Here is a 26,141-nt window from a genome sequence, read left to right on the forward strand (position 1 = left end):
CAGTCTGTCGCTCATACCGTTGTCACCTAGTGGGGTCGCAGGGGGAGGTGGTGGCGTGCTCGCCGCATCGCAGTGTACGGACCCGGTGTTCCGGACTGATGAAGGAATCCCTCCTCGCGGTTGCGCACTGCCGGGCGCCGGTTCACGGGGACTGCTCGCGCTGCCCCTGCGGACGGCTGTACGGGCCGTCCTCGTTGCCCAGCGGTGCTCCTGACGTGGCATCGGGCGCCTCGCTCCTCGGTGCGAAGTAGGGGTTGGGGAGATACGCGCCCACGGGCATCCCGGACTCCAGCGGCTGCGCTCCCCTGATCCACCGCCGGTCCACCCCGCCGGGAAACACGATCTCCTCCTGGTCGGGGAAGGGCGAGGCCAGGCCCAGGGTGGCGTTCACGTCGATGCCGCCGGGGGCCACGATGTCGTACCGCCACCGGTAGTGCGCGTGCAGGGCCGGGGCTCCGGAGGGGTCGGCGCGGGCCGAATCGCGCACGTAGTGGATGTTCGCGGTCGTGCTGACGTAGGCGGAACGCGCGGGATCACTGCTGTATACGTGGTCGATCAGGGGGACGAACTCGCCCCCGTGCGGGGGCAGTCCCTCGCCGAAGACGAGCTCGGCCGGGCGGCGGCTGAACTTGTGCAGGGCACCCTCGTGGTCCCGCCACCACGCCTCCGGCAGCGCGCCCGGCGTCAGCAGCGCGGATGAGGCGGCGACGGCCGCGGGGTCGACGGGCGGGACCGGACTGACCGGACCGGTGGCGGGCCACGGCACGGGTACGGGGGCGAGGTCGGCGTCCGGGTCGGCGAGGGCGTCGGCCGAGAGGACCGGACCGGGGGAGTGGTCCGAACCGTCGCGCACCGGCGGGGACGCTGCCGGGAGCCGGGCCCGGAACAGGGACGACGCCACCAGCCCGCGTCCGGGCAGGTACCAGTCCCAGGCCGGCCCCTCGGCGTGCAGCCGGCCTCCCGCGTCGGTGACCCGTCCGGCCGAGGGCCCGTCCGGGTTGTACTCGCCACGCAGTCCGAGGCCGGGGATCTCGGCCACGAACACGTGCAGGTCCGGGTCGCTCTGGCCCTGCCCCCACACCGTGTACCGGCCGTCCCCGGCGGCCACCGGGAACTCCGCGAGGGTCGCGGCGAACCGTTCGTCGAAACGCCCGTCCGCCGCGTAGTCGCCCTCGCGCGCGGGCTGCCGCGCGCGAGGGCCGCGACCGGTCCGCGGGCCCGTGAGGTCCCACCGGCCCGCGGCGCCGGTGTCCGGCTCCGTGAGGAGAGTGACGTAACCCTTGACGTCCGGGGCGCCCTCGGACGTCAGCATGCCGCCGGTGTAGTTCCACACGGCCTGCCCGTTCTCGTCGGCGTACCGCTGCCGCGCGGCCTCGTCCCCGGCGTTCCGCGCGCCGGGGAGCAGCAGCGCGAGCGGGCGGCCCGTGCCGGACCGCCTCGCCTCGGGGTCGGCCGCGAGCAGCGCGAGCAGCTCCGCGTAGGGCGCCCGTACGGTGCCGCCGGGCAGCCGCAGGACCACGGTGCCGTCCGCCCGCGCCCCGGCCAGGACCGCGTACGGCTCGGGCCGTCCCTCCCCGGCCCAGGGCGCGAACTCCAGGGAGGTGGAGTTCCCGCCGGGGCCCGGCCGGACCACGTACATGCGGAACGTCTCCAGGCCGCCGGGGAGCGGGGTCGTGCCCCAGTCGCGGCCCCGCGTGGTGCCGTCCTCGTCCAGGAGCCGGGTCGTGTCCGCGAACGCGCCCAGCTTCTCCAGGTGCGCGACGGCGAGCACCGTCGGGTCGTCCGCGTCCTGCCCCGCGGCCCGCGCGCCTTCCCTCAGCTCCCGCAGCTCGGCCTCCTTCGCCGTGTCCCACGCGGCCCCGTCCGGCAGGTGGAGCGCCGCGCTTCCCAGCCGTTCCGTGTCCTGCGGCGACAGTTCCCCGTCCGGGGGAGCGACCGTGATCCCGGGTACGGGCCGCTCGGAGTCCGCCCGCCGCGACACGGGGCGTTCTGACGGGGTGAAGGGCAGCGGGAGATGGACCGGGCCCCCGGGCGTGCCCAGGACGAGTTCCACGGGGCGGCGCGCCCGTCCGGCGGCGTGGGCCGCGGCCTCCAGCACCACCGGGACGCCCTCGGGCAGTGCGGCGCCCTGGTCGGCCCGCGCGTCGGCGGGCGGACCGCCCTCGTCCAGCGCCCGCCGCAGACCGTGCAGCGCCCGCAGAGCCGGGGCGGACACGTCCCCCAGGTCCAGCCAGATCTGCGGCCGGGCGTCCTGCGCCGTGAAGGCCCCGGCGAGCCGCTCGCCCAGCTCCTCGGCGCCCCACGCGCGCCAGTCGGCTCCGCCTCGGGCGGCCTGGGCTTCCGCGTCCTGGCCGGGCAGCGGGGCGTCGAGGACGGCCGGCAGGTCGTAGACGCCGGGCGAGGGCCGGGCCGGGGCGAGGCCCAGACCGAGCACGTCCTCCAGAGTGGACCGCACCATCAGATTGCCGGTCACCCAGCGCGTGCCGCTGGGCCCGCTGACCGTCAGCAGGGCGTGGGCGGTCAGCGTGAAGCCCAGGACCCCGCTGTCGTCCGGTTCGCCCTCCGCGTTCTCGGAGACGGGCGTGCCGTACTTGAGGACCTCGCGGCGCAGGCCCGTCCCGCCGGTGGAACGGCCCGTGCTGATGTTCTCGCCCAGGGCGGGGACGGTGCCGCTGAGGGTGTCCGCGTCGTCGGCCGTCGACCCGCCGCCGAGCGGCAGCGACGCCGCCGGGGTGAGCGTCCGGCTCCGGCCGGCGGCGATGTTGCGGGTCGTGGTGCGCAGCCCCTGCGAGACGACGTTCCTGCTGGTGCTCTCGCGCTGCGGCCGGTACAGCGTCAGCACGATCTCCGCCCCGCCGCCGTGCGCCTGACGCCCCGTGTAGCGGGACGCCTGGGCCGGGGTGAGGGTGACCCGTGCGGCGCGTACGAGATCGCCGATCCGCCGCATCGTGGCCTCGGCGGACAGCGAGGTCCTCGGCAGGCCCTCGTCGGTCAGTGCGGGATCGACGGCGCCCAGCGCGGCGGCGAGTTCCTCGGCGGCGTCGAAGTCGTAGATCATGAGCGGCTGTCGCGGGGTCCAGAGGGCGGGCCCGGTCAGCCGCAGGGCGTCCGGCTCCGGGTCCGGGGCAAGCTGCGGCCCGGTGTCCCGCTCCGTCGGCGGCCGCGTGGCGAGCGGGGCGCGCGGGTCCCTCTCGTACACCCGGCCGGCGATGAGCGCGGGCTCCCCGGCCGGTTCCGCGCTGCCGTCCTCGCGTTGCTTGGGCGCCTCGCTGCCGGGGAAGCGGAGCATGACGGTGACGGGCGTGGACGAGAGCGGAGTGGCGGGCGCCGGAACGGCCGTCACGGTGTCGACGTCGTCGCCGTCCCCGTCACGCTCGGTCCCCGTTCCCGTACCGGCGGCCGGAGTGCGGTCCGGTGCCTGCTCCAGCCAGCGGGTCAGGCCGCCGGTGAGGGCTTCGTCGATCCCGAGGGTGCCGCCCAGCGACACCGCCCCCCGTCCCAGCAGTCGCGCCAACTGGCCGACCGAGGCGACCCGGTTGGCGAGGAAGCCGAGCACCGAGTCGTCCAGCCGCGCCGAGGAGACCCCCGCCCGGTACTCGTACGCGACGTCGAACTGCGCGGACGGGCGGAAGGTGCGCGGCCAGTGCTGGCGGTTCCTGGTCGCGGTGCGGGACGTGGTGAGACCGCTGCTGGAGGTGAGCGAGGGCGAGAAGCCGGCGGTACCCGTGTTGCCCGAGCCGGGCCCGACGGCGTACGTGCCGGAAGGGCTCAGGCTCAGCGTGAAGGTGGTGGAGCGGGCCGTCGTGGAGGTGATCGCGCTGGGCGCCGAGGAGTAGATGTTCTCCAGCCCCGACCACTCCTGGAGCCGGCCCCGCACCGCCCGCAGATCGGTGCCGGGTGCAGGGCGGGCGTTGAGCGCGACCTCCACCAGGTACAGGCCGTCCCAGCCGCGGTGAACGAAGTGGAACCGGTGCCAGTGGCGTGCCCCGCCCGCGACCAGGGCGCGCAGGCCGGTCGCCGTGGCGGCGTCCGCGACACGGGAGGCCAGTCCCCGTACGTGGGTGTCGCTGCCCGGGGTGAGCGATCCGGGCGCCTCGTGCTCGATCCGGGCGGCGATCGCGTCGAGGAAGGCCTCGTGCCCGTCCCGGGGGAGCGCCTCGGGGACGGTGGCGAAACCGAGCGAACGGCCCTGCGAGCGGGCGAAGTAGGGCGGCAGCAGCCGGTCCATGGGCAGCCGCGACGGGGCGAGCCCGGCGAGCGCGGCGAGCAGCGGGTCCCTTTTGACCTGTGTCTCGGTGGCCCAGAAGACCACGGCGCCCGGCACCCGTACGGCCAGCGCACGGGGGCGGCGCGCGCCGAGACCGAGGGCGTTCGCGGGCCCGTTGCGGTGGCCGCCGCGCAGGGTGAGGACATAGGTGGCATCGGCCCGGAACGCGTGCAGCCGGTTCCTGGCGTGCCACTCGGAGTTGATGCGGTCGGCGAACACGTAGTCGGTGTCGGTCGTGCTGCCGGACACCGTCCGGCCGTGTCCGCCGCCGCCCGCGACCGTGCCGGAGGGGGCCGCGCCGCCGGTCGCCGAGAGGCTGGTGGAGACCTGCGCGGAGCGTGTGGACGTGGTGCCGCGCCAGGCGGAGTCGGTCGTGGTGACGTCGTTCTCGACGTACGTGGCGCCGTTGAGGTCCGGCAGGTGACCGGTGCCCTCGTACACCGCGTCGTGCAGGAAGCCGCGCAGCTCGCCCCGCGCCTCCGTGCCGAGCAGGGAACCGGCGGTGCCGACGTCGAAGAGGTACGCGCCGCGGAAGATCTGGTGGGCGCGAGCGAGCAGGCCGGTCGAGGACACGGCGGCGCCCGCGACCTCCTGGGCCGGGCTCTCGCGGTCCGCCATGGAGACGCCGGTCGTGACGTCACTGAGCCACGCCGCCGGCTCGGTGACGAAGGAGGGCAGCGCCCCGGCGAGCCATGCGCCGCCGTCCGCCGCCCAGTTCAGGACGCGACCGAGCGCGCCGGGGCTGTGCTCCCCGCCGGAGACCAGTCGCTGGAAGGCGGCCCTCAGCTCCGCGCTGCCGCGCGCCACGTTGATGTGGGTGGCGGCGGGCAGCAGCAGTACGTCCCCCGGCCGTTCGCCGTCGGCGTCCGGCAGGGCCCGCGCGCGGCGCAGGTCCTCGTCCGTGGCGGGCCTGCTGCTGGAGGGGGCGAGCGGTGGCGCGGGCTCCGCGAGGGTTCGGGTCAGGGGGACGGCCAGGGAGACCACACCGTCGCGCCGGCCGAAGGTGATCAGCGGGGTGTCGCCCCCGCCGGAGAACGCCCGGAGCGTGAACGTCGCCGGGTTGTCGAAGACGCCCAGCCCGGAGAGCGCGTAGGTGAGCTGGTCGAGGCCGTACCCGGAGGAGGAGCCCGCGGTGTCCCCGACCTGCTGCGAGGCGGACAGGCCGGCCGGGACACCGCCCTTGACGGTCCAGTCGTCCGGAGCGGGGCCGCCGAGGCCGGCGGAGAACTCGCCGGAGAGCGTGTGCGAGACGCTGGACGACTCGCTGCCCGCCACGGACATCCCGTTGGCGTTCATCAGGGACCAGCCCGGCAGGTTCTTCCGGTGCAGGGGCGAGGCGCCGTCCTGCGGCTCCACGGAGAGCAGGAGGCTCACCCGCCAGGTGTCGTGGGCGAAGGGCAGCTCGAAGTAGAGGGCGTGGCCGCCGTCCATGATCTGCCCGAGCGCCCCGCGCAGCCCGGCCTGGGACCGGGCGAGGCTCAGCTTGCGGGCGTTCGCGAGCCAGGCGAAGACGATGGCGTCGTCGTCGAGCCAGTCCAGACGCTGACGTTCGGCCGGCGGCAGGAATCCCCGGCCACGCAGCCAGCCCTCGGCCTGCTGGAACAACTCCTCGGTCCCGGTGACCTTGAGGGGGGTCGCGGAGATGCCGAGCGAGGTGAGGGAGGCCAGCTCCTGCGTCAGGTGCCGTGCCTCCTGCGGCACGACGCCTGACGCGTCGGCCCTGCTCGGCACCCGCAGGAGCTGGCCGAGGGGCCGCTCCAGCGTGAAGGGTTCGGTCCTGCCGCCGCCGGGCAGCACCAGTACCACCTCGAAGACGAGGTCCGCGCCGACCAGGAGATGCGGGTTCTCGGTGATGAGCCCCGCCCAGTCGTAGGCGGTGCCACCGGAGTTGAGGGTCCGCGAGCGCTGGTACCGGTAGGCGGCGGCGAAGCTGAGGCTGCCGTCCGGGGCCGGGGAGCCGTGGAAGGTGGTGGTGAGGCCGAAGCCCGCCTCGACCGCGTTGGACACCGAGTAGGCGTTCTTCGCGCCGACCGTGCGCACGAGGCTGTTCTCCAGGACCTTGTTCTCCGACCTGGCCAGCACCTCCGGGTGCAGCGCCGTCAGCCGCGCGCGGACCTCCAGGTACCCCAGCGGGGAGCCCGAGCGGTCCGACAGCACGGGCGAGGGGTAGGCGCCGGCCAGCATCAGCGGCAGCCCGGCGCGCTGGTTGTTCTCGTCGAGGAACGCGGCCACGTCGGCCGCCGACTCCTCCGACATCCGGCGCAGGTGCGGACGCAGCAGGTCTGTGCCGAGGACCGCGTCGTGCAGCGCGGCCGGATCGTGCAGGGTGTCCATGCGGTAGAGCGGCAGCTCCTCCGTGAGGGTGCGCGGGTCGGCGGGCAGGTCGTGCGGCGAGCGGGGGCCGAAAGGCAGGGGCTGCGGCCCCCGCACCAGGTAGTCCGGGAACCACGCGGTGAGCCTCTCGGGGCCGGGTCCCTCCGTGGACCAGCCCTCCTCGGCGTCCGCCCCGCCGGACGCGGGTGCGGTGACCGGGACGGTGGTGGCGGACGTGGCCGAGGTCTGCCACTCCACCGCGTAGTCGTACGGGCTGGACGGCTCCGAGGAGAAGGCCAGCGCGGACATCGCGGTGAGGTTCTCCAGGACGGTCACCGCGGTGGAGTCCTGGTTGTGGGTGACCGTCAGCTTCGGCGTGAAACTCTGGGAGACCACCGACGGGTTCCGGGGGTCGTCGACGAGCCAGGTCCGCCCGTAGCCCAGGGGGAAGCCGCGCAGGTTGCCCGAGCCGCTCGTGTCGCCCGACTCGACGGCCGACCTGTTCCGCTCCTCGATCTGCACCCGCCGTCCCCCGGGCACGTCGGACGCCATCGTGGGGGCGGGCCGCGCGCCGGACAGGGAGAGCCGCGCGGCCACCTCGTACCGGTGGCCCCGGTAAGTGACGGTGCGGACCATGCCCTTGGGGCTCAGCAGGTACGGCAGCGCGTCCAGCACCTCGTCCTGCGCGTACGCCGCGGCCACCCGGGCGCGCAGCCGCTCGACGTCGCCCGTGTCCTGCGCCTCCGGGTCCCTCGCGGCGTCCACCCGCCCAGAGTCCGGGGACGTGCCCCGGTCCGCGTGGAGCGCCCGGTCCAGCACCTCGCGCACCACGCTCGCGTGCAGCCGGTCCAGCGCCTCCTGCGGCAACGGCATGACGTGCACCGAGCCCTGGAGCCCCCGGTGGCCCCGCCCGAAACCGGTGACGAGGGCCGAGGGGCCGGGGTCCGGTTCCGCAGCGGGAGGCGGTGTCGGCTCGGGGTCGGGGCCCGGTTCGGGGTCCGGGGCGGTTTCGGCGCCGGTCTCCGTCCCGGGTGCGGGCGGGGGTTCCAGGCCGGGCGGGGCATCGTCCTCCGTCCGGCCGTCGTTCCCCGAGGTCCCGGTCCCGGTGTCCGCCACGGCCGCAGTCGGCGGCGCGGTGGCCCACCGGCGCCGCAGGCCCAGTCCGGCCCGGAGTGTGTCGGCCAGCTCTTCGGCCCGGACCGGCCCGGCCTCCCCGGCCAGCAGGTGTGCGGCGACCCGGCGTACGGCCTCCCGGAACTCCTGGGGCGCGTAACGGGAGTCCTCGCTCGCCCGGTGCGTCTCCAGCGGCAGCACCAGGGTGAGGGCGGCGGCCCACGCGGCTGCCGTCGCCGCGTCCTCCGGTGCCGCGCTCGCGAAGTCCGCGTAGGCCGTGCGCCACAGCCGCCGGGCCGCACTCGCGGCCACCGCCTCCAGTTCCGGTGACCAGGCTCCGGGCCGTGTCATCAGCAGCCGCACGCGATCCGGGGGCGTCAGCGCGCCGAGCGGGAGCCGGTCGTCCCCGCGCAGCACCATCTCGGTCCGCAGGCCGTGCGAGAGCGTGATGCCCGCGGCCCGCACCTCCTCGGCGCCGATGGTGTCCTCCGGCGTGGGGGACGGCAGCCTGGCCGGGAGGTCTTCGGCCGTCACCTCCCCGGCGGCCCACAGCCGTTGGCCGGTGTCGCGGGGGACGACCGGGTGCGCCTCGGGGTCGGCGGGCGCGCGGGCCGCGGCCAGCTCTTCGAGGGGGACGCCCAGGGCGCGCAGCCGCGCCTCGGCGTCCTCCGCCACCTCGCGCGCGAGAGCGACCTCCGCCCAGGCCGCCGCCCGCGGCGCCGCGTCCGCGCCGGTCCGCTCCAGGGCCCCGGCCTCGGCGGCGGCGTCCCGCAGCGCGGCCAGGGCCCGCGCGTACTCCTCCCGTACGGGGGCGGCGGGGTCGAGCGGCGGCACTGCCTCCTGCTCGACGGCGGACGTGGACGTGAGCAGTGACCCGGCTTCTGACGCGGCTTCCGACCCGCCTTCGGGCGCCGTCTCGTCCGGCGCGAGCGGAAGGTGCACCACCACGTCCCCGGTGACAGCCGTGTCCCGCCCCGTCTCCTCCGGCGCCAGATACAGGCCCGAGGCACCGGCGGTCAGTGTGTACGGGGAGGTCTCGAAGACCTCCAGTACGGCGGCGGCGTTGCGCGCACGGCCGATCCAGCCACTGTCCCCGTACAACAGCGCCCCGGTGGGCGCGTGCAGGAAGTCGTCCCCGAGCCGGCGCCAGCCCTCCGCCGCCAGTACCGTGCCGTCGGGCAGGGCGACGCGGCCCGCGTCGCTCACCTCGTACCGCGGCGGCCGCGAACCCGAGCGCGGGCCCACGACGGCCGGCTCGAAGGGGAACCACCGCTCCGCGCCCTTGCCCTTGCCCGCCGCGGGCACCTCGTCGGCGGCCACGAAGGACAGCCCGGCCGTGCGCGGCTCTCCCACCGTCAGCTCGCGCCCCAGCGGCCAGCCCGCCGCGAGCGGGTCCACGCCCGTGTCCGGTGAACCGCCGAGCAGCGCCCCGAACCCGCCGATCGCGGGTTTCGGCAGCGGTGCCATGCCGAGGTCCGCCCACCAGTCGGGCACCGGCCCGGAGGGCGGGGCTCCGTGCACGAGGGGCACCGGTCCGTGGGGCAACACGACCGTGGTCCGCTCCGCCCGGTCCCAGAGCGCGCGGAAGCCCTCGTACAGCTCGTTCTCGGCCCGGGCGGCGACCACCGGATTGGCCGCGCCGGGCAGCCCGCTCCGTACGGGCTCCGCACCTGGGCCGTACAGCCGCTCCAGGAGCGGCACGAGCGTCGGCTCGTGGTCCCGCACCCACCGCGCGCCGTTGTTGCGGGGGCGGCGGGTGTAGGGGTCCGTGCCCGCGTTCGTCCCCAGATAGGCGTTGGTGAGCTGGGCGAAGAACTCGTACTCGTTGCCGGACGAGTAGTTCTCGCTCTCCGCTCCGGCCAGGTCCAGCCGGGGACCGTCCGGCCACTGCGCCCCGGGCGCCAGGCCCCGCTTCGACTCGTACGCCTTGGTGATGAGCCGCCGGTCGGCGGCGTCGAGCCCGTGCAGGTGGACGGTGTGCGCGAACTCGTGGGTCGTCGTGGAGTAGCCGTCCGCGTACTGGTTCGGCCCCGGCACGCTCGTCCGCTCGCCGAGGAGGTTCTCCTCGGTGATCGCCGTCTGGTGCCCGCCCGAGCCGCGTACGAGGGTGACGTCCCGGTCGGCCGCGCCGTAGAGGCCCGCCCTCGCCAGGTCCCGGAAGGGGGCCAGCGAGGTCATCGCCACGTCCTTCGGCACGACGGTCACCCGCGAACCGCCCAGCAGCAGCTTCGCCGCCACCCCGGGATCGCGCAGCATACCCGCGACGCGCGTCCGCGCCTCCTGACCGGCCGAGACCGGCTGGCCCACACCGGCCGGCACCCGCACCAGCAACCGGGCGGCCACCTCGGCGAACTCCCCGGCGGGCAGTGCGGCGCGCAGCGTGTCCACGAACACGGGATCAGCGGCGAGCAGTTCGCGGTCCGCCTCCGACAGCAGCGCCAGCTCCCGCTCGCGCTCCGCCCCCGGCAGTCCGGGCAGTCGCGCCGCCAGTTCGGCCACGTCCACCTTCGGGGCCGCCGGGACGGCCGGCTCCCCGGCGACGAGCCCGGCCGGCCCGTACCAGTCGCCGTCCGAGGGCGGTCGCGGCCACGCGTCCGGGCCGGACGGCTCCGGCGCCCCGGCCCCCGGGGCCGCGGGCGAGGAGAAGAACGAGAGGTCGAACACCTCGCCGTCGTGCTCCGGCTGCCGCTCCGTGAGGTCCGCGAAGCTCAGCAGCATCCCCAGCAGGCCCTGGTCCAGGGTCGTGGACCAGCCGTGCCGCCGGGCCTTCCTGGCGGCCAGTTCCTCCAGCAGCGTCCAGGTCAGCGGGCTCGTGTCGGGGTTGCCCGGCGCCCGCAGCCGCTGCCGCTCCAGCGCCCCGAAGCCCCGCAGCAGGTAATGGAACTGCCGCTCCAAGGCGGGGTCCTGGTCGATGTGGACGTCGACGACCTGCCGCAGCGCGCGAATCCACCGCAGCGCCCGCTCCGCCCGCCCGGGCAGGCCGGCGGGCAGTCCCGCCAGGTCGGCGAACTCCTCCAGCTCGGGCGGGAGCGGCTCCGGCGGGGACTCGATCCACCGGTACTTCGGCTGGTCGGGGTCGTCCATCTTGGACAGCCGGGCCGGCCACGGGCCGGAGGGTTCCGCGGTGCTGTTGTTCGCGTCCGTCGACATGAACGTGCGCCGCAGCCCGTTCGCCGCCATCTGGGGTCCCGAGACGGACACCAGCCGGTCGCCCCCGGGGGTGAGCATCCCCCAGTAGCAGATCAGCGCCCAGACCGGCTGGTCCCGCGGCAGCTCGGCCAGGCTCCTGCTGCGGCGCAGGACCCGGACCACCTCCTCGTTCGGCACCAGGTGCTGTACGCCCGTACTGGCCCTGGGGAACACCATCCTTCCCTGATAGCCGTGGCCGATCAGGATGAACGCGTCGTTCAGGCCGCGCGGCAGCCGCCGCAGCTCGCTCTGCCGGGCGGGCGACACCCCGGGCAGTCCCTCGTCGTAGTCGGTGTAGTACTCGATCCCCTCCAGGAAGGGGAATTCGGCCTCGTGGGCCGCCATGTCCTTCGCGTCCAGGAAGGCCCGTCCCTTGAGGTTCAGTCCGTCGCTCGTCAGCAGCGAGGAGGAGACGACGTCGCTCTCGGGGAACACGCTGCCGTCGCTCGCCGTGATCAGGGCGTGCGGGTCGTCGTCGACGAGCCCCGGATCGCTGGGCAGCCACCGCGTCGCCGGGACCGAGCCCGGGACCCCGTCCGCCGGGACGACGCCCACCCGGCCCGATCCGTCGTCCAGCGGCTCCAGCCGGTACCCGCCGTCGCCGGACCAGGCCCGCGCCCCGGCCCGTTGTGCCACCAGCCGCGGCAGAGTGGCCTTTCCCCCTCCCGCGCCCGGTACCAGCAGCACGATCGGCACACCCGGGGGGCGCTGCGGGTCGTACGCGACGAGCTGGGCGAACTCCTCCTCGGTCACCTCCGCCGGGTTGCCGTAACCGTCGCGCACCACGAGCAGTCCGGACGCGGCCCGCTCCGCCATCACCACGTACGGCCGCTCGCCCCACACCGGCCGCCGCCACCGGAGCGTGCCCCCCACCGTCTCGCCGACCACGGACGCGAGCAGCGCGGGGTGCGGCCGGGCAGTCCAGTTCCGGCCGAGGAACGCCTCCCCGGCGGCCAGTGCCCTTGGAGCCGCCGTCGCCCCGGACCGCTCCCACTGGTACGCCGCGATCGCGTCCAGCGTCCCGGCCCGGTCGCGTCGCGCCGCGCTCGACACCACGGAGAGCATGTTGAAGTACAGCTCCGGGCTCATCGTCTGCTCGGGGCCGCTGTGCAGGATGCGGCGGGCGACCCCGGGGAGGTCGACGGCGCCGGGCCCGTGGTGCGGGTCCCGCGCACGGGCCGCCTCCAGCACGCCGAGGGCTCCGACGAGCTGCTGGTACGCCGGGTGCCGGTCCACGTCGGGCCCGAACGCCTCGTGCAGCGCCCTCGGCACGCCGGTGGCGGACTGCCCGGGTGGCGGCGGAAGGGCCGGGTCCCCGCCGGGCGGGGCGGTGTTGCCGGCGGCGTCGCTGCCCTCGTAGTGCTCGGTGCCCTGCGCGGTGACCCACCTGGGGCCCGACGCCCGGGTCGCGGGACGGACCCGGTGGGAGCGGAACAGCTCGATCGCGCGGTCGGCGGACTGCGGGCCGACGCCCTCGCTCACGCCCTGCGAAAGGGGCACGCCGTCGCCCCGGTGGGTGAACCAGGAGATGCTGAGGCGGATGTCGAGGGCGTGGGCCAGCAGAAGCGGGAAGACGTCGCCGACGGACGAGTTCCAGCGGTTCGACCACTGCGCGACCGCGTCGGTGAGCTCGGCCAGTTCCGCGTCGCGCAGCGGTTCGTGGCGCAGCAGCAGGGACTCCAGCTCGCCGCGCAGACCGGCCTCGGTGGTGAAGGTGTCGCGGTCGGGCGCGGGCGCCCGGGTGGCGGCGAGCCGGTCGACCAGTCCCGCGAGGTCCATGCGCGCCGCCTCCTCGGCGAGGCCGCCCTCCCCGGCGCCGCGGTACTGGGCGAGGACCTCCGGGGCGATCCGCGCCCTGTTGGCCCGCAGATAGCCGGCCACGTACCTGCGCAGACCGGCGATCACGGCCGCGTGCGGGGTGGCGGCGAGCGCGGTCGAGGGACCGGCCAGGTCGCGCCGGACCCGCGCGGGGTCGGAGAGCCAGGCGAAGGCGGCCGGGGCACGCTCGGCCATCCCCGGCAGGCGGTCGCGGACCAGCGTCGGAGCACTGGCAAGGATCGCGGACAGCAGGCAGTCACCGTCCCTCGGCACCGCCTGCGGTACGCCGCGGGAACGCGCGGGACCGCCCGGCGGCTGTGCGGGCGGCTGCGGGAGCGGGGGTGGGGAGGGGGGACGGGGCACGGCGGGCGTCGTCGCGGGCGCCGGGTCGGCGGTCAGCCAGTCGGCGGCCGTACGCCGCTGTCCGTCCGCTGCCGGGCCCAGGGCCAGGGTGGTCCGCTCCGACCGTGTGTCGGTGTAGAAGTCGACCAGCCCCGGTGCGGAGCGCACCCGGCGCCCCGTCGCGAGGCTGATCACGGCGAGCAGGTGCGCGAGCGCCGCCGTGTCCCCGTCGACGGGGGAGTCGGGGGGCAGCAGGACGATCTCGGCGTCCGGGGCCAGGGCCCGCACCCGCGGGTCGTGGGAGAGGAGCGACGCGAAGTCCTCCGCCGGGACGGCCCCCGACAGCAGCGCCCCGCCGAGCGCCCCCTTGATCCGCACCACCCAGGGCTCCGGCCCGTCCGGCCGGTGCCAGGGCGCGCGCCCGGTGACACCGAAGTCGGGCTCCCCACCGGTGCCGAGGCCGATACGGGTGACGACGCTCAGGTCGTAGCCGAGACCGACCGCCGCCGGTTCGTCCCCGTCACGGCCGATCGCCGTGCCGTCGGGGCGCTCCAGGAGGGTGTACGGCGCGAGCGGGGCGAGGAGTTCGAGGTGGTAGCCGGCCAGTTCGGTGGTCCGGCCGATGTCGCGTCCCGCGGCGGCGGCCCGCTGCACCAGCCGGGCCAGTTCCATGCGCCGGTCCGGGTCGGCGCCGTCCAGATGCAGGACCCGGGCCGCGTACGCGTCCGCGTCCATCCGGAAGTCGCGCACCCCCAGCACGCCGTAGCGCTCCAGCTGGAACCCGGCGAGCACCGCGAGGCTCGGCGCGTGCTCCGCCTCGGCCAGGGCCAGCGCGAGCAGCGCCCGGCGGGCCTCGCGGGTCACCCGCGTGCCGGGGCCGAGCATCAGCACGTGACGGGCCAGTGCGTCCATGTCCAGGGGACCGGCGCTCAGTTCGGGTACCGCGGAGCGCAGCACGTCCAGCCGGCGCAGGGCCGCGAACGCGGGCGCGGCGCCCGGGGAGGTCAGGGCGCCGGGCCGGCCGTAGGGGCCGCCGAGCCCGGCCAGGATGCCCGCGTGGACCTCCGCGTCGCTGAGCCGGACCGGTGCGCCGCCGTCCTCGCGCCCGCTTTCCTCGTCGCCGCTGTCCTCGCCGGTCTCCTCGTCGTCCTCGTAGTCGTCGACGGGTGGTGGCGCGCCCCCGTCCCGCGCGGTGTTGAGGCCTCCCGGCGGGGCGGGGGGCGCGTCGGCGGGGAGCTTCGGCACGCCCTTGCCGAGGCCGGGACCCGTCGCGGGGAGGCCGGCCACGAGCGCGGGCGGCTTCGGCGGTTCGCGGTCCGGCATGGCGGGGACGGGCGGCTTCGTGGTGCGGTGGGTGAGCGGGCCGCGGGGGTTGCGGGGTTCACGGGGGAGGGCGGCGAGGTATTCGTTGCCGCGCTCGTAGATCGTGACCGTCGTCTCCGCCGGGGCCGTGGGGTCGCCGAAGGTGTCGATCGTGCCGTTCTCGTGCACGAGCGTCAGGTGGGTCCGTCCGCTCCGTGTCACGAGTTCCGCGGCGGTGAGCGCCGTGGCCCCGTCCCAGCGCGCGGCCAGCCGTATGTGGCCGCGTACGAGGAAGTCCCGCTGCCGAGGGGAGAGGGCCGCCACGAGGCCGGCGGGCAGCCGGCCGCCGTGCCGCGCGTGCTCCCGGGCCTGCTCGGGCGTCAGGTCGATTCCCCCGGCCCGCAGTTGGTCCCGTGTGTACACCGCCCGGGGGTCGGGCCGAGCCGTGCCGGGCAGTGGCAGACGCGGGTCCATCGTCCGGTCCCGGAGGCGCTGGGCGAAGGCGCGGGTGCCGAGTCCGCGGACGAAAGGCGTCGTGACGCCCTGCGCGACGGCCGTGAAGAAGCCGTTGCCCGGGCCGATCGGTCCGGTGAGGTCGTAGACGTAGCCGTCGGGGTCGGTGAGCGTCGTGGGGTCGGTGGCCGCGTCGAAGCGGGGCTCGTCCGCGTGCGCCGCGTCCAGGCCCTCCCAGGTCCAGGGACGAGTGCGGTACGCGTGCAGCACGTCGTCCCTGTCGGGCTCGGGAGGCTTCGGCGTGGTCAGTCCGGGGAGCCCGCCGTCCCCGGCAGGCCCGGCGGGCACCGCGTCGGGCAGTACGGCGCGGTAGTGGCGGCCCGCGAGGTACAGCACCGTCGTGTGCGCGTCCTCGCCGAGGGGCCGCCCGTCCGCCGGTTCGTGGTCGAGGTGGCCGCCGTCCTCCCGTACGACCCGGACGCGCACGCCGTACATCTGCGCGGCCAGCGCGGGCAGCACGTCGGCGGCGCCGTGGTCCCAGGACCGGGCCATGTCGCCGTCGGCCGGGCGGCGCAGCTGGGCGGCGCCCAGGCCGCGGCGCTGCGCGGGGCTCAGCGGGTGGTGGGCGCGGTCCGGGCCCGGCCGGTCCCCCGCGGAGTGGGGGATCGTGCCGAGCGAGTCGAACTCCCGGCGTTGCGGGGTGTCCGTGCCGAGGTCGAGTGCGGCGGCGTCGAGTTCCGCCGGGGCGAAGACGTCCTTCTCGTCGGGGGTCAGGAAGTCCAGCAGCGGCGAGTCGTCGGGGAGCGCGGCGAGGGTGTCCGCGAACCGGGCGCGCAGCGCGGGCGCCGCGTCCGTGAGGCCGAGGGCGGCGGCGAGCGCGTGGAAGAAGGAGTCGCCGTCCTCGGGCACCTCCTGGAGCCGGTGGGTGAGCCCCTCGGGGTCGGTCAGCGCGGGAGCACCGTCGGCCCGGTCGGTGGCGGCGGTGTAGGCGGGCTGTTCCTCGGCGACCGGGGCGAGCCCGCGCGGGGCGCGCCCGGCCCGCAGGGCGGCGGGCCGGGGCGGCGCCTCGGTGGGCCGCCGCCGGGGCGCCGGCGCGGAGTCGGCGGACAGCCGGGGCTCGGGCAGTCCGGCGCGGGTCACAGGGGCCTGTTCCACGGTGGCGTCCTGCCCGGCCGTCGCCGTCTTCGGCGGGTCCTCGGGGAGCCGGTACCAGCGGGTCAGGCGGTCGGTCTCGACACGCAGCCCGTGGAGGGTGTCGGCCGCGTCCTCGGCCACCGTGCGCTGTGCGGCCGTCTCCGTGAGGCGGGCGTCCAGGGCCTTCCGCGCGGCCCGGACCCCGACCCCGGCCAGCCGGGCCGTCTCGTCGGCCGCCCGGATGGCGTCCTCCGCCTCGGCCAGCCGCAGGTCGCGGGCGAGTTCGGCAGCGGTGACGAGCCGGCCGTGTGCGGTGCGCCGGATGCCGGTCACCTCGGCGTCGGCCGCCTCCTTGGCCGCCCTGGCCGCGGCCAGGCGCGCCTCGGCGGCCTTCGTGTCGGCGGGGCGGGCGGTGCGGCCCGGGCTGTCGGGGGCGAGAAGGTCGTCGAGCAGCGCGTCGCGCAGTTCCCGCGCGGCCCGCTCGGCGGTCGCGAGGGCGGGCACGAGCCGGTCGCGGAGGGCCTCGTCCAGCTCGGCCGGCGGGCGGTCCAGGTACGCCCGTGCCGCCGCGAGGTCGTCGGCGAAGCGGGTGCGGGCGGCGCGGCGGGCGGCGCGCAGCGTGTGCTCGGCCGCGGAGCGCCGCCGCCGGGCGACGGAGCGGCCGGCGACGGCCCGGTCGAGGGCCGCGCGCAGCTCCGGGACGCCCCGGCGCAGACTCCAGTACGTCGCGTCGGCCGCCGCCCACGCCTTGGCCGCGGCGTTGACCTCGTCCCAGGCGCCGGCGAGCCTCTTGGGGAAGTTGTCGTCATTGATCAGCCCGAGGTCGCGGGCGACGTCCTCGCGTACCCAGGCGATGACCTGCGCGCTGGTCTCGACGGCCTGCGGGCCCGGGGCGCTCCCGCCGAAGTGGCGCAGCACGTGGTCGCGGGTCCACTCGGCGATCGTGCCGTCCTTGAAGTCCCGTTCGACGTCGGCGAGGCTCAGCCACCTGGTGGGGACGGCGAACGCGAAGACACGGCCCGTCTTGGGCTTGATGTTCACCTGGTGGGCCTGGCTGTTGGAGATGACGCGGCCCTCGGCGTCGGTGGTGTCGGCGCCGGTGCCGCTCATCGCGGGGTTGGAGACGCCGGTCGGCTCGGCCTTGATGGTGGGGAAGGCGCCGATCATCGTGTCCTGGGTGCCGCCCTGGACGGCGGAGGCGGTCTCGGTGCGGGTACGGCGGCTGGTGGACTCCATCCGGACGTTGTCGGCGACCGCGATGAGTTCGGCGCTCGCGAAGTCGGGCCGGGAGAAGACGGTGAGCGAACCCTGCGAGCCGTCGAACATCGAGTTCTCGACGAGCCCGTCGGTCCGGTAGCCGGCGCTCGCGGCCTGTTCGGCGAAGGCGCTGAGCGCTCCGGAGCCGAGGGAGTCCTCCAGCACCTGCGCGGGGCCGGTGCCCTCGGCGGTCAGCGGGGTGACGGCGGCCTTGCGCAGCGCCTCCTCCAGCGCCCGGCCGGTCAGCTGCCCGCGGGTACCGGCGAGCCGGTTGTCGAAGGACCTGGCCAGCGCGATCATGCTCGCCGCGTGGACACGGTCGGCGCCGAGGACGGTCCGGACGTGGAAGCCGTTCGCGGGCATGACGAACGGCCGGGTGGTGCCGTCCGGATGGGGCACGGAGCGCCAGGTCTCGATGCCGTCGTCGGAGGCGAGCGGATGGTCCTCGCCGGTCAGGACGGTCACCGCGGCCGGTTCCTCGTCGAGGCGCGGCGGGTCCAGCGGGCCGGGCGCGGCGGGTTCCTCGCCCCCGGTGGCGGGCTCGCCCGGCTCGGGGCGCAGCAGGCTGAGCGGGACGAGGTCCTTGAGCGCCCCGGCGACGTCCTCGTGCACGAGCCGCCGCTCGTCCGGCTTCCCCGGCACCCGGCCCTTGGCGCGGCCCATCTCCAGGGTGAGACGGACGCGGTAGCGAGTGGTGAACTCGGCGTGCGGTTCACTGGTGTAGGTCGTCCAGAGCCGGCCCATGGTGATCGTGGAGGCGCCGGAGACCGTCTGCCGGTTGGAGCCGGTCTCCCCGAGCGAGGGGCCCGCCGCGCCCACGTTGGCGTGCCCGGTGTGCACCGCCTCGTTGACCATCGTGCCGAAGTCCTGGCCCTTGGCGGAGCTGAACGCGCCGGTCTGCGTCTCGATCGCCCAGCGGTGGTCCTCCAGCTCGGTGGCGGGCCACAGCCTGTCGAAGGTCTGCCCGTCCTCGACGGGCACGAGCTGGGCCCGCAGCCGTACGTCCCGGCCGCCGATCCGGACCCGCTTCCAGCCGGGCCCGCCGATCCGCGCGGTGGTGGAGGTGCCGACCCCGGCCATCTCCCGGCGCAGCGCCCGGGTGACGCGACCGGAGGCGAGCCGGCGCACGGCCTCGCGGCCCTCGTCGTCGATCCCGAGGTCGCGGAGCTTCTTGTCGAAGCCGTCGAGGGCCGTCGCGGTGTTGAGGGAGTTGACGGGATAGATGGCGAAGGGGTGCCGCTGGAACCAGCCGTGCTGGCTCCACCTCAGGCGCGTGTAGGCCGGGCCGGCTTCGAGGTCGTCGCCGGGCACGAGGCCGAGTTGCTGGGCGACGCGTTCGGGCACGTGCCCCAGCCAGCCGCCCCTGACCCGCTGCCGGCGCCCCGCCCAGTCGTGCCAGCTGCGTACGACCTTGCTGAGCGGCGAGAGCAGACCGAGGTTGCGGACCTCGGCGGCGATCTCGTGCTCCGCGTCGCCCGCGGCCAGTACCTGGTAGCCGCCGTCGACCCGGTTGATGTCCGAGGTGACGCTGCGCACGACCGTCCCGGTACGGCTCCGGGACCGGAACCACGGCCGCCAGGCCACCCCGTAGTTGCCCGTGACGCCGCCGCCCGTGGCATGGCTGTGCCCGTAGACGGCGGTGACGCCGGCCTGCTGGGTGAAGGACTTGCCCTGGGTGCCGGAGGCACTGGTGGAGCCGCCCACGGTCAGCTCGGTGTCCATCCGCGCCGGTCTGCTCAGCGGACGCAGCCCGGTGACGCGCACCCGGTGCACGACCGTCGCCAGCCAGTCGATGTACGGGCCCTTGCCGAACAGCCCCGTGGTGCGCGAACCGAGCGGTCCTGAGCTCTGGTCGAAGTTGGCCGCGAGGTACTGCGGCTGGTGCGGGCGGACCGCCGCGTCGTGGGCCTGCGCGCCGACGTGCGTGAGGTGCCATCGTCCGTGCGAGGCGCGGTCGAGGACCTCCTCGACGATCCCCTCGTCGTGATGCGGGGCGATGACCGACACCGTCTGGTGCGGGACCCCGTCCAGCGGCCCCGGTGCCTGCGAGCTGTCGATCGCCGAGAGCGAGGCGTCCACGAGGGCCTTGGCCTCCGAGGAGGGCATGGCGGACTGGGTGACGCGGTCCGCCCGCAGGTACGGGTTGTCCGCTCCCGGCGCGTGCGGGTCGCTCGCGGGACTGTGCTCGGCCGGAACACTGAGCAGCACCCGGCCCCGCACGGCCGGTACGGGCGCGTCGCCGCCGATGATGTCGGCCCGGGGCGCACGGAAGACGAAGAGCTGGGTGCCGAGGACCCCCAGGGAGAACGCGCCCCGCAGCAGACCGCGGAAGCGCCAGTGGCCCCCGGTGCTCACGGTGAGATCGATGCCGTAGCTGTAGAGATGGCCCGGACTGATCGTGACGGCCATCGGGTCGAAGGTCGCGACGGGCCCGTAGCCCGCCTCCCTCCGCGCCTGCCACCCGGCGCGGTAGCCGAGCTGCGCGGTCCCCGCGTGCGCGGCGGCGCCCATGTCGTCGGTGACGTCGGAGTCCCGGAGGGCGAACAGCCCTTCCACCGAGGCCTCGTGGCCCTGCGCCCCGAGCCGCGAGGCACTGACGCTCGCCGCGCCGGGGGCGCTGTGCCGCAGCAGGGAGTCCGTCGCGCCCTCGTAGCGGCGGCCGGTCAGTTCCGCGTCGAGCCAGATGTAGCGGTAGGCGCGGGTGACGCGGCCCGGGTCGATCAGGCCGACCCGCAGACCGGTCGTCGTCATGGCCTCCAGGTTCCCGGCGAGGGAGTGGTGGGCCAGCGCGTTGATGACGGTCAGGCTGTTGTGCAGCACCATCTGGTAGTGGGCGTGGTTGCGCCACCTGCCGCCGTCGGGGGTCCCCAGTTCGCTGAGCGGGGCCACCATCGACGGGTACTTGCGCGCGACCGCGTCCACGACCTGCTCGGTGAAGGTGTACAGCCGGGTCTTCTCGACGGGCGCCGTGGACGCCGCCCCGTCCGTGCCGGTGGCGTCGGGGAGAGCAGGGGGCGCGCCGTGGGTGTAACGCCCGTCGGCGAAGAGGAACTGCACGGGCCTGCTCATGCCGAGGGTCGGCGGCCGGTCGTCGGTCAGGTAGGCGGGGGCGTACGGCCGCTCGGTACGGGTCGAGCCGTCGTCCATCCCGGCCAGCCGCCGCGCCTCGCCCCGCGTCATCCGGTCGAGGCTCCAGGTACGGAACGCGCGGGCCTCCTGGTCGCCCGTCTTGCGGAGGTAGACGGTCTTCTCGACCCGGTACAGGGCGGTGGCGGCGTTCTTGACCCGGCCGACGGACTTGACCGCGCCGGAACCGCCGGTGAACGCCGTCCGTCCCCCGGTGTGGCCGATCCGGGCGCCGATCCCGGCCTGGAGGCGCGGTTTGACCCGGTTCATCCACCCGGCCACGAGGTCGGGGACGTTGAAGGTCGGCAGGTTGAAGGTGGGGCCGGCGATGGCCGCGACGTCCGTGCTGAAGGACTTGGTCTGCTTGCGCAGGTTGTGCACGGTCAGCTGGAGGGTGTCGCGCATCTCGGCCTGGTCGGTCGCCGAGGCCAGGACCGCCCGGCCCGGCACCACCCGCTCGATGACGAAGGCGCCCAGCGGGGTGCGCTTCTTGTCGTCGGCGAACAGCGGCTTGCTCGGCACCATGGACCGGGCCAGCCGCCCCGACAGGTGGTGGAAGTTGGCGGACGAGATGAAGTCGTCCAGCTCGCGGTAGGCCGTGGAGCCCGGTTCGGCGCCGATCCTGCCCACCGCCCAGTCCCGGATCTCGCGCACGGGACCGTAGTCCTCGGTGACCACGAGCCGGTAGTCGGAGCCGGGACCCAGCTCCATCCGGGGCGGGACGCGGCCCATCGCGTGCTCGGCGGCGCTCGTCACACTGTCCGGGAGCCGCGCCCCGAGGCCGCCCCGCACGCCGAAGGCGAAGCCGGCGTCCTGCGCGCCGGTCCGGGCGGGCCGCTGCCGCAGTCGCGTGCCGAGGATGCCGGGCCGGGCCGGGCGGGGCGGCTGCGCGTCGGTGACCCGCACCTCGTAGTAGGCGTCGTCGAGGTGGGGGTGCGAGTGGTCGAGCATGCGGGTCTCACCCTGGGTCACCACCTCGTCGTGCATGGTGTACGTGAACTCCCGGGCCCAGCCGAGCCGCGCGCTGAGCCGGCCGAAGCCGGACACGACCGTGCTCAGCGGCCCCAGCGGGGCGCTCGGGGAGAGCTGCCGGTTCTGGCTGATCGTCTTGCTGGCCCCGACGGTGGTGACCCCGCGGTAGGCGTTGTCGACCTTGGTCGGCTCGGCGCCGTCGTTGAACTTCGTCCAGGCGCCGTAGTTGCGGACCCCGACCTGGAGTTTGCGCAGCCGCCCCGACTCGGTGCGGTACACGAACTCGCGGCCCTCCCCGGCGAAGGTGCGCGGCTGTTCCCGCATCGCCCGCACGAGCCGGACGAAGACGTCCACACCGATGTCGTCGCTGCGCACCTCCCCCTCCGCCGCGGGCAGGTCCGCCGGGCGGGTGTCCGCGTCGAGCGCGCGCAGACTCATGTCGATGTGCTCGGCCGCCTGTTCGTGACCGCGCAGGTGCACATCGCTCTGCCCGAACGCGAACAGTGCCTCGTCCTCGTCCTGTCCCTCCTCGGCGGCGAAGGGGAGCAGCCCGTCGAGGTAGCCGGGGACGCGGCTGCCGTCCGTGAAGGTGGCGGGCCCGGGGGCGCGCGGGGCCGGCGGCAGCGCGGGGTCCACGCGCGGCGGCCGGCGGACCTCCAGCTCGTCGTCGACCTGCACACCGGGGAACCTCGGCCGCTGGTCCTGCGGCCCGGGGCGCGACACGGGGCCCTGCGCGGGGTCAGGGCCGGGGTCGGGCTCCGAGCCGTCGTCGGAGGAGTCGTCCTCCGAGGAGTCGCCGTCGGTCGGATCGGAGTCGTCGGGATCGGAGTCGGCCGGGCCCGTCGTCGTGGCGGGCGCGGGAGCCGGGACCGTGGACAGCGGCGCCCTGGACCCCGGCCGGGCCGGGGGGACCGGCTCTTCCGTGCCCGCCTTCTCCCGGACCGCCGGCTCCGGCTCCACGGGTGCGCTCTCGGTCCGTACGGGTACGGGTGGTGTCCCGTCCGGCGTGGAAGAAGTGGAAGAAGTGGAAGAACCCGACACGGTGACGACGGGCCGGGGGGCGGCGGGCACCACTGGCACCGAGGGATCGGGAGCCGGGGGCCGCGCACCACCGAGCAGCCGTGCGGGCAGACCCAGCCGCCGCCGGAGCGAGGCGGCCAGCGCGGCACCGGAGTCCGTACCCGGCGGGGCCGTCAGCAGGTGACCGGCGACCTCGCGCACGGCGGAACGGAACTCGTCCCCCGCGTGCCGGGAGTCGGCGAGCACCGGGTGCAGTTCGAGGGGCAGCACCAGCGAGACGGCCCGGTCCCAGGCACGGCCGATGCCGTCCTCGGTCGCCGAGCCGGGCGCGGCGTCGGCGAACTCCGCGTACGCCGAGGCCCAGAGCCGCCGGGAGGCGTGCGCCGCCGCCGTGTCGAGCGTTTCCGACCACGGCCCCGGCCGCACCATGGCGGCCCGCACCTGATCCAGCCGTCCGGGGTCCGCTTCCCGGCCGGACGGCGGCTGCGGAAGGTCGGCGGCGACGATCCGCTCGGCGATCCAATGGCGTTGGGACTCGTCCCGCCGCACGACGGGTATCTGTTCCGGGCCCGGGGCGTAGGGGGTCACGCCGAGGTCCCGCAGACGCGCCGTCGTGTCGAGCAGATGCCCGCGCGCCTGCTCCGCCTGCTCTCGGGCGTCCTGGAACGCCGCCTCGTCGGCGCTGCCCCCGGTCCCCGCCTCCAGCCGCGCGCCGATCACCTCGGCGGTGTCGACGGCGCCGGCGAAGGCCGTCAGCGCCTGCGCGTACTCGCCCCGCGCGTCGGCGATCTCGGCGTCGGAGGCCGCCGCGGGCGGGGAGACCGGGCTCTGCCCGTCGAGGGATTCGGCGTGGACATCGCCCTCGGTGCCTGCCCGGCCACCGGTACGGGTGTCGCCGTACGCGTCCGGGTGGGGCGTCCCCTCGGGGTCACCCGTTACGGGGCCCTTGCCCTTGCCGACGGTGTCCGTCGCGGGCGGTGCCCCGGGGGTGGCCGGCCCGCCCTGCGTCCGGGTCGGGACGGCGGCGGCGGGCGAGGGCTCGACCCCGTCCGTGTCCGCCCCGGCGCCCGACCGCTGCGCGGAACCGGTCTCCGTGTCCGCACCGGTGCCCCCACCGAGGCTCTCGCCGCCGTCCTCGCCCATGTCCTCGGCGAGGGGCGTGCCTTCGGGTGTCTGCCCGGGCCGCGAGGCGTGCGGCGCGGGGGACGGCGAGGCCGAGGCGCCCGTCACGGGGTGGGACTGGCCGCCCGGGGCGCCGGAAGCCGTGACCGGGTTCCCGGCCGGTCCGAACTGCCCCGGCGTATCCCACTTGAGGCCGTCCGTGTCGCTCGTGCCGTCCGCGCCGTAGGGCGCCGTCGCGGAGTCGAGCACGCTGTTCGTCCCGGCCGGATTGTACGGCGGGGAGAGGGCGCTGTTCGCGCCGAAGCCCTTGGTGAGCGGGGCGCTCGCGTTCGGCGCGTACGGCAACGGGCCCGAGGAGTCGAGCCCGTACGGATTGAACCCGGACGCCCCCGCCCCCGTTCCGGACGTGGTGCGGAGCGAGGAGCTGCCCGGGACCGTCGCGTCGATGCCGGTGACCGGGGCGGCGGAGCTGATGCTGTCGGCGCCCGGGAGCGCGCTGTACGAGGAAGTCGGCGAGGAGTACGGCGCGTACGGGGAGAGGCCGGGGTCCGCGGAGGCGGTGGGGACGGGAGCGGGCGGGCCGACAGGACCCGGCCCGCCCCCGAGGGGCTGCGGGCCGGGGATGCCGCGCTGCGTGGAGCCGGTGGAGGTGTCGCTGCCCGAAAGCCCCTCGCCGTCCGGCCCGTTACCGAGTCCGTAGCTGTCGTTGATGTAGTCGGTGAAGAGGTTTCCGTTGGGGAAGGCCTTGCTGTGCAGCCAGTTGGCGCTGCTGCCCAGTCCGTGCTCGGCGCCGGTGTCGAGGATGCCGCTGACGCCGGATCCGACGAAGGTCATCCACTTGAAGTCCCAGTCGCCGTGCAGCAGTCCGCCCGCGAGGACCTCCGCCAGGGTCTCTCCCAGGCCGTGCGTGAGGAAGGTCGTGGGCACGTCGTAGAGCACGTTGGCGACCGGGCTGGGCTTGACGAAGGGGGGACCGCCCGGTGTGTTGAAAAGGTCCTTGTCGACGTTGTTCTTGTTGAAGTTGTCGAGGAAATCCTTGTTGTACTTGCTGAAGAGATCCGTGTCGAAGTTGTTTTTGAAGAGATGGTTCAGGTTGTTCTTGAACCAGTGCGAGACATTGCCGAAGAGGTGGATGAAACCGCCGGCGAGCAGGCCGAAGAGTCCGGCTTCGCCGATGTTCGTTCCGTCGATGCCCTTCGGGCGGCGGTTGGGCGGATTGATGGTGAGCTGCGCCAGGTTGACCGCGAGGGCCTGGATCATTTCCTGAAGCATCTCGGTGACGCTCGGCCCGAAGGGCAGGAACTTCATCAGCCGCTGCAAGGACATCAGGATGCCGAGCGCCGCCCGCGCGCGGGCGAGCGCCGCCGCGGCCATGGAGGTGCCGCCGGTGAAGAAGGACATCGCCGCGAGCAGCGCCAGCTCGATGAGCATCATGGCGATCTCGGAGACGATCTCCCACTTGGCGGCCTGGATCTTCTGCGACTGGGTGACCTGGTTGTCGGAGAGCCGGGTGAACTCGTCGCTCATCTCGCGGAAGGCGTCCGTGCCGCTCCCGCCGGTCAGGACGGCCATGCCCCGTTTGAACCCGTCGGCGACCTCCGGGGGGAGCGAGTGGCCGACCATGTCGACCACCTTCTCGATCTCGCTGAAGTAGTCCCCGAGGCGCCGGTCGAGACGGCTGTACATCTGACGACTGCCGTAGGCGAGCTCCTCGTCCGCCTCAAGCGGCATCTCGCCGGTGAGAACGAAGATCCAGTAGCGCTCTTCCTCAGTCCAGTCGAAGTTCTTCATTCAGTGCTTACCGCCGCCGGTGGACCCCTCGCCGTCCGTGAGGTCGGTGGTGCCCTTGTGCTGCTCGATCCGTTCGGCGTTGTACTGCTGGTTTCCCTCGATGCTGTCGAGGCTCTCCAGCGTCGCCGAGACCAGCCCGTCCATGGCGTCCCCCAGCGCGGTGACGAAGCCGAGGCACCCCTCGTTCGCCTTCTTGTAGTTGGGGTTGCTCTGCTGGAAGTAGTCGTCGCTCTGCCCGTTCCAGCCGAGGTAGGACTCCTCGTCGTCCTTGAAGTCCTCGGCGATCGAACGGGCCATGCCGGGAAGGTCCTTGATCGCCTGGACCGCGCGCCGTAGCCCGTCCGGGTCCGCCTCGTACGTCCCGCTCATGCCCTGCCCCCGCCCATGACGTCGCCGTCCTCGTCGTGGATCTCGTCGCGCAGCCGGTCCGAGGGGCTGCCAGTGCCCGGCCGGCCGGCGCCGCGGAGCGCCGAGCCGAAGAGGCGTTCCCAGTCGATGTCGATCCCGCGGGAGCCCGGGGCCCTCGGGTCCGGCCTGGTCAGCGGCTCGAAGGTGTCGATCACCCGCTGGGCGATCTCCTGACGACCTTTCCCGGCCGCCTCCATGATCGCGGAGGCCAGCTGCGTACCCGTCATGTTCACGTACTTGTTGTCCAGGAACTTCAGCCCCGCCAGCTCGCCCTGGGCCCCGATGGTGACCTCCACCGAACGGTCCGAGGAACGCACCGTCGCTCTCGCCCCGCCCAGGTCCCGCTCGACGCGGGCGACGGCGGCACGCGTCTCCTCAAGATGAGCCCTGGCCCGTGCGATGCGCTCCTCCAGCGACTCCGTCAACTGATCCTCCTCGGTTCGGCTACGGCTTCGGCTACGGCGACCGGCGAACCGACGGCCGCGCCTGTGCGTACGACTGCGCTCCGGGACAC

3 protein-coding genes are annotated in these 26,141 nt (G+C 75.1%); all 3 read right to left on the reverse strand.

From position 1 onward, the window contains the following. Positions 1-142: 142 nt before the first annotated feature. From AB0J21_RS30560 to AB0J21_RS30570, 3 genes are read right to left on the reverse strand one after another with little or no spacing between them, the layout of a single operon-like run. Entirely contained in the window at positions 143-25,219 is a 25,077-nt protein-coding gene (locus AB0J21_RS30560; RefSeq protein ID WP_363149402.1) for a lonely Cys domain-containing protein, read from the reverse strand. Beyond that, positions 25,220-25,588 carry a hypothetical protein gene (locus AB0J21_RS30565; protein WP_363149403.1) on the reverse strand — a complete coding sequence of 123 codons (369 nt, stop codon included), beginning with the start codon at positions 25,586-25,588 and terminating at the stop codon, positions 25,220-25,222. After that, positions 25,585-26,052 (reverse strand): YbaB/EbfC family nucleoid-associated protein, encoded by a 468-nt coding sequence (locus AB0J21_RS30570; protein ID WP_363149404.1) that lies wholly within the window; start codon positions 26,050-26,052, stop codon positions 25,585-25,587. The genes AB0J21_RS30565 and AB0J21_RS30570 overlap by 4 nt, the downstream gene beginning before the upstream one ends. Positions 26,053-26,141: the final 89 nt, after the last annotated feature.

The sequence above is a fragment of the Streptomyces sp. NPDC049954 genome, assembly GCF_040656295.1.
Classification (GTDB): Bacteria; Actinomycetota; Actinomycetes; order Streptomycetales; family Streptomycetaceae; genus Streptomyces.